Origin of the sequence: Paenibacillus sp. IHB B 3084, assembly GCF_001447315.1 — a bacterium.
Classification (GTDB): Bacteria; Bacillota; Bacilli; order Paenibacillales; family Paenibacillaceae; genus Paenibacillus.
Genome location: NZ_CP013203.1, coordinates 5,429,765 through 5,444,104 on the forward strand (window position 1 = coordinate 5,429,765; position 14,340 = coordinate 5,444,104).

At 54.0% G+C, this 14,340-nt stretch carries 2 pseudogenes; both read right to left on the reverse strand.

What is annotated here, in order from left to right:
* Position 1 precedes the first annotated feature (1 nt).
* A pseudogene (locus tag ASL14_RS29735) lies at positions 2–8,098 on the reverse strand (non-ribosomal peptide synthetase); the annotation flags it as partial.
* Positions 8,072–14,320, reverse strand: a pseudogene (locus ASL14_RS29740) (amino acid adenylation domain-containing protein); the annotation flags it as partial. The pseudogenes ASL14_RS29740 and ASL14_RS29735, both read right to left, overlap by 27 nt.
* Positions 14,321–14,340: the final 20 nt, after the last annotated feature.

Below are 14,340 nucleotides of genomic sequence, written 5' to 3' on the forward strand. Positions count from 1 at the left end.
ACGAAGTGTAATCCGGCTGTCCAGTTCCTGATGGATTTTGGCCACCAGCGTTGTTGCCCGCAGGGAGTGTCCACCCATGTCGAAGAATGAGTCGGTGACTCCTACGCTGGACAGCTTCAATACATCCTGCCAGATTTGAGCAAGCTTGGCTTCCAGCGGCGTCCGCGGCGCAACGTACTCCAGGCCTCCTTCGAGGCGTGCTTCCGGCGCAGGCAACGCCTTGCGGTCGATTTTTCCGCTTGGGGTCAGCTGGAAGCGATCCAGTTGTACAACATACGTCGGAATCATGTAGTCCGGCAGCTTCGGCTGCAGCGCGTTGCGCAGCTCCGGCAGACTCAGCGGTGCTGTGGCTACGATGTAGGCACACAGATCCTTGTGTCCATCTTCGTTTTCCCATGCAGTGACCACAGCTTTCTGAATGCCGTCCACAGTCAGCAGCTGTGCTTCCACCTCGCCCAGCTCGATCCGATACCCCCGAATTTTTACCTGGTGGTCGATCCGACCCAAATACTCGATGCTGCCATCCGGCAGCCACCGTGCCAGGTCGCCCGTCCGGTACATGCGGTTTGCGTGAGTGCTGTCCGCTTGATCGGCTGCTGCCGCATCAGCGAACGGATTCGAGATGAACTTCTCTGCCGTCAGTTCCGGCAGATTCAGATACCCTCGTCCTACACCTGCACCCCCGATATAGAGCTCACCTGCGATACCGATCGGCACCAACTGTTGTCGGGTGTTCAAGATGTACACGGACTGGTTAGCTATCGGCGTTCCGATGGATACCGTGTGCTCACCTTTTTCCAGCAGCACGTTCAAGGCTTCCACATCTTCGATCGTATAAGTTGTCGCATCTACCGTCGTTTCGGTCGGACCATACACGTTGGTAATCACCGGGCGGTACCCGGCCCACTTGTGCAGGAACACGTTTACCAGCTGCACAGGTAATGCTTCGCCGCCGATCAGGTAGTGCTTCACTTCCGGCGCTTCCGTCACGTTGACGCTTTCGTTCAAAATATGCAGATGCGCAGGTGTGCCGTCCGTCAGGTCGATCCGGTGCATGCGGTAGTAAGCGATCAAATGCTCCCCGCTCAGGCTTACGTCCCGGGATACCACATGCAAGGTGTGGCCTAATAACAAGCTGGCAAAGATTTGCTTCACCGAAGCGTCAAATACAAACGCCGACAGCCATGCAACGTGAAGCGGCTGCTCATAGTGGCTGTATACCCGCTCGGATAAAGCATCTACCAGATTGCTGACACTGCCCTGCTCGATCATGACGCCTTTCGGCTGGCCGGTTGTACCTGACGTGTAAATCATATAGGCCAGGTTATGCGGGCCGGCGACAGGCATCAGATTGCTCGCATCCTGTCCGTTCAGCTGAGCCTGAACGTCCTCGTCATCAAGGACCACAGTCTGTACTGTGGATGGCAGGCTGAGCGAGAGATTCGCGACTCTGCTTGTAATCACGACCTTTGCCCCACTGTCTTGAAGCATGTAGTCAATGCGTTCCTGCGGATACATGATATCCATCGGCACATACGCGCCTCCGGCCTTAAGTACCCCATAATGCACACCAGGATATCCGCAGAACGTTCCAGTAATACGCCTACCGGTTGATCTGCTTCGACCCCTTTCGCTCGTAACACACGGGCCAATCGGTTCGCACGCTCATTCAGCTCAGTGTAGGTCAGTGCTGTGTCCCCAGACACGACTGCTATCCGCTCAGGGCTGTGCTCCGCTTGCTCTTCAAAGCGCTCGCTGAGCGAACGGCCTTGTAATGCTCCAAGCACGATATGTGCGTTCGGATCGTTGAACACCTTCAGAATCCGCTCGGTTTCTTCTGTTGTAATCAGTTCCAGCTCACCCAGCTTCGCATCCGGATTCGCTGCCACGGCTTCGGCCAAACGAATGAAGTGACGTGTCATCCGTTCTACGGTTTCCCGTTGATACAGCGCGGTTGCATACTGCAATCCGAACTGAATGCCTGTCTCTTCCTCTCTGGCTTCCAGCGTCAAATCAAACTTGGCTGGCGTTTGTTCCAAGCCGTATGGATGGAAGCTCAGGTCTGCCAGCTGCAGTTCGCTTTCCTCAGTGGTTTGCAGCGTAAACATCGTATCGAACAACGGATTGCGGCTCATATCCCGCTTCACATTCAGCTTTTCCACCAGTTCTTCAAACGGATAGTCCTGATGTTCGTAGGCTTGCAGGGCACGAACTTTCACTTCTTCCACGTAGCTGCGGAAGGTATGCTCCGAAGTCGGATAGTTCCGTAGGGCCAACGTGCCGACGAACATCCCCAAAATCGGCCCAGATCCGCATGTGGTCGTCCGGCAATCGGCGTACCGACCACGATATCTTCTTGTCCGGTGTATTGATGCAGTAGCGCTGTGTAAGCTGCCAACAGCACCATATACAGCGTCGAGCCGGTTTGGGCCGCCAGTTCTTTCAAACGTTCGCTGACTTCACGTTCCAATCCGAATACCACGGTATCGCCTGCTGTACTTCGCACCGCTGGACGGGCAAAGTCGGTTGGCAGATCCAGCACAGGCAGCTCACCCCGGAAGGTGTCAAGCCAGTACGCTTCCTGACGCTGCATCCACTCCTGATGGGCTTCGCTTTGCTGCCATACCGCATAGTCTTTGTACTGAATCCGCAATGGTGATAGCTCTTCACCACCATACAAGCGGACAAATTCATCGGTCAGTACCCCCATGGACACGCCATCCGAGACGATGTGGTGCATATCGAGCATGAGCAAATGCTGGGATTCTTGCTCGTGTCCTTGTACGCCCAGGTCCACCAAGCCTACCCGCAGCAGCGGCGTAGCTTGCAGATCGAACGGACGGACAAAGCGCCGCACCAGCTCTTGCGTTTCCTTGCTGACCATCGTGTCCGTATCCGTAATAGTCGACCCCTCTGCCTGTACCTTCGCATATTCCACCTTGAACGGCACGATGTCCTCAATCCATTGCATCGGCTCACTGTCGACCAGTTCAAAGCGGGTACGCAGGGTCGCATGGCGGGCAATCAGTTGACGGAACACGTCTTCCACTCGTTTCACGTCCAGCGGGCCGCTCACTTGCAGCACCGACGGCATGTTGTAGTTCACATCATTCACATCGAACTGATGCAGCACATACAGTCGTTTTTGCGCTGAGGACAAGGGGTAGAAGCTGCGTTCTTCCGTCACCGGAATGGACGCGTACGCCACTTGATCCAGACTCTCTATAACCGCTGCCAGCTGTTCAATCGTTGGCGCTTCAAAAATGCTGCGTAATGGAATCGGCTTGTTCAGCTCCTTGTGAATCTTCGAGGCCAGCGTCGTTGCCCGCAGCGAGTGTCCGCCAATCTCGAAGAAGTTTTCCTTCACGCCAACCTGTGCCAAGCCCAGCACGTCCTGCCAAATTTGCGCCAGCTTCGCTTCCACCCACGTCCGTGGTGCGACATAGTCGGCTCCACTTTGTAGGCTGCCCTCCGGTGCTGGCAGTGCCTTACGGTCGATTTTACCGTTTGGTGTCAGTGGCATGTGCTCCAGCTGTACCAAATAGGAAGGTACCATGTAATTTGGAAGCTCCTCGCCCAGGAAGCTGCGCAGCTCACCTGCGCTCACTTCCCGTTCAGCAACATAGTAGGCGACCAGTTGATTTTGCCCCTGCTCGTCCGCTTGTGCCAGTACGATGACCTCTTGCACGTCTTCCACTTTCAGCATTTGTGCCTCAACCTCGCCCAGCTCAATCCGGTACCCCCGGATTTTCACCTGATGGTCGATCCGGCCCAAATATTCGATGTTGCCATCCGGCATCCATCTCGCCAAGTCACCTGTACGGTACATCCGTTCATAGCCTGCTTCGCCACCTGCAAACGGATTCGGTACAAATTTCTCAGCCGTCATTTCTGGACGATCCAGATAGCCACGTGCCAGACCCGGACCAGATACGCACAACTCACCCGCTACGCCCACAGGCGCCAGATGTCCATGCACATCCACCATGTATATCCGGTGATTCGGCATAGGACGTCCGATCGAAATCATCTGTCCTGCTCTTTCATCCTCGGATACCGACCATGCCGACGTCGCTACCGAGTTTTCCGTTGGACCGTAAGCATTGTAGTATGCTACCCGATTCTTCCACTTGTAGATCAGCTCTATTGAAGTGGCTGAACCCGCAGTGACCAGAATGCGCAGGTTTGGCATCCGTTCCGGCTCCAGATATACCGCATAGGTCGGTGGTAACGTCGCCGCCGTAATCTGATGCTCTGTCATGTAATGCTCGAATCTCTCATAGTCCAATATCGTCTCTGACGTTGGCACATACAACGTGGCTCCGCAGAACAGCGCCTGGAAAATTTCCCAGCAAGCCGCATCAAACGAATAGCTGGCGAACAGCAACGCATGATCCGACGTGCTGATCCGGAGCACCTGATCAAAATACGTTTTCAGATTGCACAGCCCCTGATGCTCCAGCATAACTCCCTTCGGTTGACCCGTGGTTCCTGACGTATAAATGACATAGGCCAGATCGTTCGGACCGGACAACGGCTCCAGATTGGAACCATCCTCGTGATACACACCCTGTGCCCCATCCAGAACCAGCACATGGCCCTCGAAAGCTGCTTTGTCCACCAGATGGCTTTGCGTTAACAGCAGCTTCGTACCCGAGTCGTCCAGCATGTAGCGAATACGCTCTTCTGGATACGTCGGGTCAATTGGCACATATGCGCCCCCGGCTTTCAAAATCCCGAAGATGCCCACGATCATGTCCACCGAACGCTCGGTCATCAGACCCACCAAACGATCCTTCGTCACGCCTTGACTGCGCAAGGTACGAGCTAATCGATTCGCACGTTCATTCAGCTCGCGATAGGTCAACTGCTCTCCTTCGAAGAACAACGCTGCCTGGTCCGGCGTCTGCGCTGTTTGCGTCTCGAACAAGCCATGAATGGTCTGCTCGCTTGGATACTCGGCCGCTGTATCTCCCCATACGCCCAGAATTTGCTCGCGCTCCTGCTCGCTTAAAATATCCAGCTCATGCACCCGTATGTTCGGATTCGCCGCCACTTGCTCCAGCAGCTGCACCAGATGGCCCTGAGTCCGTTCAACAGCTTTACGATCATATAGCTTCGCATTGTATTCAAATCGGATTTTCATCGCTTCCTGCGGAATGACGACCAGATTGAAGTCATAGTTGGTTTGTTCAACCATACCTGCATTGCTTATTTCAAAATCCGACTCTGCACCTTCGCCAAGCTGCTCGACCTGTTGTTCCACCGGATAGTTTTCGAACACCATAATGTGGTTGATCAGGTCTTGCTTCTGCTCGGTCAAGGCTTGAATTTCATATAGCGGATACGTTTCATAAGCTTGAGAAGCCAGCGCTTGCTTCTGATTCACTCTTATCATGTCGGCAACTGTTTCCCCAGCTCCACTGCGGATACGTACCGGAATGGTGTTAATGAACAAGCCCACCATATTTTCGATGCCCGGAATATCAGCCGGACGACCAGACACTACGCTGCCAAAAACAGCGTCGTCACTGCCGTTGTACTTGTGAAGCAGCAAGCACCATACCGTTTGCAGCAATGTATTCGTGGTCACGTGGTGCTGCTTGGCAATGATTTCGATGCGGCCCGTCAAGTCTTTGCCCAGATCGCACAGCACATGCTCGAATTGCGCACCTTCGGCTTTGGCCCCTACTACTTTTCCGGTCGGAATCGAAGTTTGTTGATCATAGCCGAACAAATAACGGTTCCAGTATTCCGTCGCAGCCCCTAAATCCTGTGCTTCAAGCCACTCGATATACTGACTGTATGGTGAAACCGGGGCAAGCTGTGGGTCTCTATGCTCCACGGCTGCAAAATAAGCCTCAAACACCTCATCCGTCACCAGTGCCACACACCAGCCGTCCATCAAAATGTGATGAGAGCTCCATACGAAATGGTAGTCCTCGTCACCTGTCCGCAAAATCGCCACGCGCATCAACGCATCCCGAGATAAATCGAAGCCGGTTGCCTTGTCTTTGCGAATAAATTCCTTCACATATGCGCTTCGCTCCACATCATCCAAATGACGCAGGTCTTCACATCTGAAACCAATATCCTTCCGGCGGAAAATGACCTGCACGGGCTCATCTTGCCAACCGCTGTAGAAATTAGCTCTAAAAATCTCATGCCGCTGCGCCAAATGATTCAAACTGTCTTGGAAAACATCCACTTGGAAGCGTCCACGCAGATCAAATGTCGTTTGTTCAAAATAAGCTCCCGACTCTGTATCCATCAGACTATGGAACAGCATACCTTTTTGCATCGGCGTCAACGCATATACATTTTCCAGCTCGCCAATGTTACGGGTTTGTTCTACCAATTGATCCAGTTCAGCCATGGTTACATTTTTAAGCATTACATCGCTTGGAGTCAGTTCCTGCTGTTTGCGTCCTGTGCAATGCGTAATGATTTCCTGCAAGCTGGTTCTGAATTCTTTGGCTAGCTGCTCCATCGTTTCACGGCGGTATTCCTGGTTGCTGTAGCTGATCGTCAATTGCAGTTCGCCTTCTGAAATCAGCCCGTTAATGTCCAGCGCATACGATCTTGCCGCATGTGCGCTAAGCTCTGCACCGCTTGAGTAAGGAGATACGCCAATCGATTGATTTTGCAAATCTTGATCAAATTGCCCCAAATAGTTAAAGCTGATTTCCGGTTCGGTTACAAAGCGCTCATGCTCACGTACTGCGGACAGGTATCTTAAAATTCCGTAGCCGATCCCCTTTTGCGGAATGTGGCGCAGCCCTTCTTTCACATTTTTGATATGCTGTGAAAGGTCTTGCCCCACGCTCATATCCAGCACAACCGGGAATTGAGTCGTAAACCAGCCAACGGTGCGAGTAATATCCAACTCTGGCAAGATGGACTCTCGTCCATGACCTTCCAGGTTGACAAGCACTCGTTCGATGCCCGCCCAGCGATGAATAGCCATTCCTAATGCGGTAAGCAGCAAATCGTTCATATCCGTGTTGTAGGCACGGTGCGCCTGTTTTAACAGCTGCTCCGTTTCCTGACCTGTCCACGTGGCAGTAATGATCTCGCTGTCCCTATTCAAGGAATAGGGCTGTGGCTGGTCTTTTGGAAGCGGCTCATACATTCCCTGTTCAATCCCCTTCCAGAACACGTGTTCTGATACTACTGCCGAACCGTTCGCATATTGAGACTGTTCATCAGCCCAAGTGCGGAACGAATCCGTTTTGTGCGGAAGACGAATGGCTTGTCCGTTCAATGCTTGCTCATAGGCTGTCGTAATATCTTCGAACAAAATGCGCCAGGATACTCCGTCCACCACTAAGTGATGAATAGCAATCAGCAAATGATCTCCGTCACTGCTGCTGAACAGCCCCAGCTTCACCAGCGGTCCTTCGCTTAGATCAATCCCCGCTTGAATTTCATTCGCTTTGGCCTCGATAGCTGCGGACACCTCAGCCTCATTTCTGAAGTCCGTCCGTTCCAGCGTATACAGCTCACCCTCACCAATCGCGCGGTTCCATGCTTCGTATCCGTGTTCGGTATGACGGAAAATGGTACGTAGCGCGTCGTGATGGCCAACAATTTGATCCATCGCCTTACGCAATGCCGCTTCATCGAAACCATCCTTGCTGTACAGCATGATGGACTGGTTATGATGATGAGCTTCCGTCAGATTTTGCTCAAAGAACCATTGTTGAACGGGTGTCAGCTTCACATCGCCGACTACTTCGCTCTGATCCGCCAATCTTGTAACAGATTGGACTCTCAGCGCCAATGCCGATACCGTTGGATGACTGAACAGGTCCTTCATATCCAATCGGTAGCCTGCTTGCAGCAATCGGGACGATACTTGCAGCGCCTTGATCGAATCGCCGCCCAGTTCAAAGAAGTTATCCTGCGTTCCTACCGCTTCGACTCCCAGCACCCCGGCCCATACCGAAGCCAATACCTGCTCGACCGTGGTACGCGGTGCCACATAGGCTGCACCTGTATGGATGCTTCCTTCCGGCTCCGGCAGCGCTTTGCGGTCGATTTTGCCGTTGCTGGTCAGTGGTAATGTGTCCAAACGCATCAAGCGTGCAGGTACCATATGTGCTGGCAGCCCTGCTTCCAGCTGTGCCTGTACCTCCTCGATCCGCAGCTCTGATTCTCCGGTGATGTATCCACACAAATACTTGTGTCCACGCTCATCCGTCCGGTCGATCACTACGGCTTGACGCACACCCGGCACGCGCTGGATCGCCGTTTCGATCTCGCCCAGCTCGATCCGGTAGCCCCGGATTTTCACTTGATAATCCATCCGGCCGATAAAGTCCACATTGCCGTCCGGCATCCACCGCGCCAAGTCACCTGTGCGATACAGTCGTTCACCCGGTACATACGGATTCGCTACGAATTTTTCGGCCGTCAAGTCTTCACGGTTCAGGTATCCCCGTGCCACCCCGGCACCGCCGATGCATAGCTCGCCCAGTACGCCGATAGGCACTGGATTCAACTGGCTGTCCACGATGTAAAACCGTGCGTTCAGCCACGCCTGACCAATCGGCACACTGCCGCTGTCCGGCAGCTTCGACAGTTCTTCGTCATAGAAGCTGGAGTCAATCGCCGCTTCCGTCACGCCGTAGCTGTTAATAATCCGAATATCCGCGCCAAAGCGCTCTTGCAGCACCCGGTAATCCGTTACGCTGCAGCTATCCGAGCTGGTGATGAGTAGTTCCAGACTGCTCATGTCCAGTCCATGCTCATACACATGCTGCATGAACGGTATGATCAAGGCCGGTGTCGATTCGAACACCGTAATTTGGTAATCGTGAATCCAGCCGTACAGACGGCTTGGATCAATCCGGTCGTCTTTCGGACAGATGACCATCGTGCCGCCGTTGTACAAAGTCCGTGCGATATCCCCAACGAACACGTCGAAGGAGAAGCTTGCCAGTTGCAGCAATCGTACCGGAAACTGGTTCAAACGGTAATCCCGGCGATACGCCGCAGCCGTATTCACCAAGCTGCGATGCTCGATCATGACACCCTTCGGACGTCCTGTTGTACCGGACGTGTAGATCACATACGCCAAATCCTGCGGCTCGTTGATGTGTTCGACATCCGTGGTATCCCCGGTGTACAGCGACTCATCGTCCAGCGCCAGTACAGTCTGCAAACGCAGTCCAGTTGCTGGTTCGGATGTGACCTTGCTTTCATCCAGCCATACCTGCGCACGCTCCTGCAAGCCTGTTTGGGTCAGCAGCACCGTCGCGCCGCTATCCTCCAGCATGAAACGAATACGCTCAGACGGATAGTCCGCATCCAGCGGCACATACGCGCCTCCAGCCTTCCATACCGCCAACACACCCACCAGCATGTCCATCGAGCGTTCGCTTAAGATGCCGACAATCGACTCACGTCCAATGCCCTCACTCCGTAATTTACGCGCCAATTGGTTCGCACGCTCGTTCAGTTTGCGGTACGTAAGTTGTTGCTCCTCGTACACAACCGCCACATGATCCGGTACAAGCTGTGCCTGTTCTTCCACAAAGGCATGGAACAGGGCTCCTGCTTCAACAGCAGCAACATCCGATACTCCCACATCTCCAAAACCGTAGATGATTTGTGCTTTTTCCTCGACGGTTACCATATCCGCAGCTGCCAGTGGCTGCTGCGGATGAAGTGTAATGGCACGAACAAGTTCGGTAAAATGCTTTGCCAATCGTGCGATGGTCTCTGGCTTGTACAGCGCCGTGCTGTATTCCAGACTGCACAGAATACCTTCCGGCTGCTCCACTGCATCCAGGGTCAGATCAAATTTGGCAGTATTATTGTCCGTCGGATACGGCCTAAAGGTCAGACCTTCCAGTTGGAACTCCTGCTGCTCAAATGTTTTCAACTCAAACATCGTGTCAAACAGTGCATTCCGGCTCGTATCCCGCGTTAAATTCAGCTTTTCAACCAGCTCTTCAAAAGGATAGTCCTGATGCTCATAAGCACTGAGCGCGTGCTCTTTGACCTCTTGCAGGTAATCAAGGAACGTTTTGTCGCCAGACGGATAATTGCGGATCGCCAGCGTGTTGAGGAATACGCCTACCAGGCTCCCCAGTTCCGCATGTGGTCTTCCGGCAATTGGCGTTCCGACGATCATGTCCTCCTGCCCTGAATATTTATGCAAGAGCGTGCTATACGCTGCCAGCATCACCATGTACAAGGTGGAGCCAGTTTGCGCGGCCAGCTGTTTCAACTGCTCGCTGTCCTCCAGGCTGATCGCAAAATCCAATCGAGCTCCTTCCAGACGCTGTACGGCTGGTCTTGCAAAATCCGTTGGCATATCCAGCGCCGGAATTTCACCAGCCATTGTTTTCAGCCAGTAATTTTCTTGCTCACGAAGACGGTCACTTTGCATATCTGCGTGCTGCCAAACGGCATAGTCCTTGTACTGGATGCGAAGTGGCGGCAGCTCCTTGCCTTCATACAATTGAGAGAACTCCTGCACGATAATTCCTGCAGTCACGCCGTCCGAAATAATATGGTGCATGTCATAGAGCATAACGTACCGTTGCGGTCCGTTTTCCACCAACTGAACCCGCAGCAACGGCGCTTGTGCGAGATCAAAGGCGCGTACAAAATCCAGTACGTACTGCTGTGTCTCTTCTTCGCTTGCCTGCACATGCTCGACGTGGAATTCGACGTTTTTATCAATCCGTTGAACAACCTCGCCATCCACCATTTCGAATCTGGTTCGCAGGGTTTCATGACGGGCAATCAGCTGGCGGAAGGCTTGCTCCAGTCGCGTTTTATCCAGGGACCCTTCAATAATCAAAGCTCCCGGCATGTTGTAGCTAACTTCTCCACCTTCCAGATGACTTAGCACATACATCCGTTTTTGCGCCGAGGAAACTGGATAATATGCGCGCTCCTCCACAACAGGTATGGATGCATACGTTTGCTGTGTCTGTTCACCCATCACCTGTACCAATTGCTCAATCGTCGGATATTGGAAAATATCTCGTAGCGCCAGCTTGTGATGCAGCTCCTGATGGATTTTCGCCACCAGTGTTGTAGCGCGCAGAGAGTGTCCCCCCACTTCAAAGAAGTTATCCGTAATTCCAATCTGCGGATGATTCAGCACGCTTTGCCAGATACGCACAAGCTGTTCTTCCAACGGCGTCCGCGGCGCAACGTACTCCATGCCTCCTTCGAGGCGTGCTTCCGGCACAGGCAACGCTTTGCGGTCGATTTTTCCACTTGGCGTCAGCGGGAAACGATCCAGTTGTACAACATACGTCGGGATCATGTAGCCCGGCAGCTTCGGCTGCAATGCGTTCCGCAGCTCCGGCAGACTCAGCGGCGCTGAGGCTACGAGATAGGCACACAGGTCCTTGTGCCCGTCTTCGTTTTCCCATGCGGTGACCACGGCTTCCTGAATGCCGTCCACGGTCAGCAGCTGCGCTTCCACCTCGCCCAGCTCGATCCGGTACCCCCGGATTTTCACCTGATGGTCGATCCGGCCCAGATACTCGATACTGCCGTCCGGTAACCATCTCGCCAGATCACCCGTCCGATACATCCGGTTGGCGTGAGGTTTTGCTGCTTGTTCCGCTTCCGGTTGGGCAAACGGATTCGGGATGAACTTCTCTGCCGTCAGTTCCGGCAGATTTAGATAACCGCGTCCCACACCTGCACCACCGATATATAACTCGCCCGCGATACCGATCGGCACCAGCTGTTGTTGTGTGTTCAAGATGTACACGGACTGGTTCGCCAGCGGCGTTCCAATGGATACCGTATGTGCACCTTTTTCCAGCAGCACGTTCAAATCTTCCACGTCTTCCATCGTATAGGCGGTCGCATCTACCGTCGTTTCGGTCGGGCCATACACGTTGGTAATCACTGGGCGGTACCCGGACCACCTGTGCAGGAACCCGTGAACCAGTGGTACAGGTAACGCTTCGCCACCGATCAGGTAGTGCTTCACTTCCGGCGCTTCGGTCACATTGACGCTCTCGTTCAAGATATGCAGATGCGCTGGTGTGCCATCCGACAGGTCAATCCGGTGCGTACGATAGTAGGCGATCAATTGCTCCCCGTTCAGGCTTACGTCACGGGATACCACATGCAAAGTATGGCCTAACAGCAGGCTGGCAAAGATTTGCTGCACCGAAGCGTCAAATACATACGCCGACAGCCATGCGACGTGAAGCGGCTGCCCATAGCGGCTGTATACCCGCTCGGATAAAGCATCCACCAGATTACTGACGCTATGTTGCTCGATCATGACCCCTTTCGGCTGGCCAGTTGTACCTGACGTGTAAATCATATAGGCCAGGTTGTGCGGGCTGGCTACAGGGATCAGATTGCTCGCATCCTGCCCGTCCAGTTGTGCTTGGACAACCTCGTCATCCAGAGCTACAGCACGTACGGTGGCTGGCAAGATGAGCGCCGGATTGGCGATTGTATCTTCTGCACCTGTGATGGTCGCTGGTGAAGCATTCACCGTTACACCAGCATTTTCGGTTACTGGCGTTTGCAGGCTGTTGCTTTGGCCCACGGCAGCTTTGGACGTAATCACGACCTTCGCCCCGCTGTCTTGGAGCATGTAGTGAATGCGTTCCTGCGGATACAGCGAGTCCATCGGCACATACGCGCCTCCGGCTTTCAGTATCCCGAGGATGCTCACCAGGATATCCGCAGAACGCTCCAGCAATATGCCTACCGGTTGATCCGCTTCTACCCCTTCCGCCCGTAACACACGGGCCAATCGGTTCGCCTGCTCGTTTAGCTCGGCGTAGGTCAGCACCGTGTCCTCGAACACCACTGCTACCCGCTCAGGGTTGCGCTTCGCTTGCTCTTCAAACCGTTCGCTGAGCGAACGACCTTGCACCTGTCCGTGTTCAGCATCACGCACGCTATGCGCATTCGGATCGTTGAACACCTTCAGAATCCGCTCGGTTTCTTCCGCCGTAATCAGTTCCAGTTCACCCAGCTTCGCATCCGGGTTCGTCGCCACTGCTTCGGCCAAACGAATGAAATGTCGTGTCATCCGTTCCACGGTTTCCCGTTGGTACAGCGCTGTCGCATACTGCAATCCGAACTGAATGCCTGCTTCTTCCTCGCTGGCTTCCAGCGTCAGGTCGAACTTCGCCGGGGTCTGCTCCATGCCATATGGACGGAAGCTCAGGTCTGCCAGTTTCAGCTCGCCTTCCTCGGTGTTCTGCAGCGTAAACATCGTATCGAACAGTGGATTGCGGCTCATATCCCGCTTCACATTCAGCTTTTCCACCAGTTCTTCAAACGGATAGTCCTGATGTTCGTAGGCTTGCAGCGCACGGGCTTTCACATCTTCCACGTAGCTGCGGAACGTTTGCTCCGAAGTCGGATAGTTACGCAGGGCCAAGGTGCCAACGAACATTCCGAGGATCGGTCCCAGATCGGCATGTGGTCTTCCCGCAATCGGTGTCCCGACCACGATGTCCTCTTGCCCGGTGTATTGATGCAGCAGCGCTGTGTAAGCCGCGAGCAGCACCATATACAGCGTCGAGCCTGTGTGCGCCGCCAGTTCTTTCAGGCGTTCGCTGACTTCATGCTCCAATCCGAATACCACGGTATCCCCTGTCGTACTCCGCACGGCCGGACGGGCAAAGTCGGTTGGCAGATCCAGCACAGGCAGCTCACCCCGGAAGGTATTAAGCCAGTACGCTTCCTGACGCTGCATCCACTCCTGATGGGCCTCGCTTTGCTGCCATACCGCATAGTCTTTGTACTGAATCCGCAATGGTGATAGCTCTTCACCACCATACAAGCGAACAAATTCATCGGTCAGTACCCCCATGGACACACCATCCGAGACGATATGGTGCATGTCGAGCATCAGCAGATGCTGAGATTCCTGCTCCGCTCCTTGTACGCCCAGATCCACCAAGCCTACCCGCAGCAGCGGCGCAGCTTGCAAATCGAACGGACGGACAAACTGCCGTACCCGTTCTTGCGCCTCCTTGCTGACCATCGTGTCTGCATCCGTAGTCGCACCCTCTGCCTGTACCTCCGTATATTCCACCTCGAACGGCACGGTGTCCTCAATCCATTGCATTGGCTCACTGTCCACCAGTTCAAAGAGGGTACGCAAGGTCGCATGGCGGGCAATCAGTTGACGGAACACGTCTTCCACTCGTTTCACGTCCAGCGGACCACTCACTTGCAGCACCGACGGCATGTTGTAGCTCACATCGTTCGGATCGAACTGATGCAGCACGTACAGTCGTTTTTGCGCTGAGGACAGTGGGTAGAAGGCACGGGCTTCCGTTACCGGAATGGACGCATACGCCACTTGATCGAGACCTTCCAGAA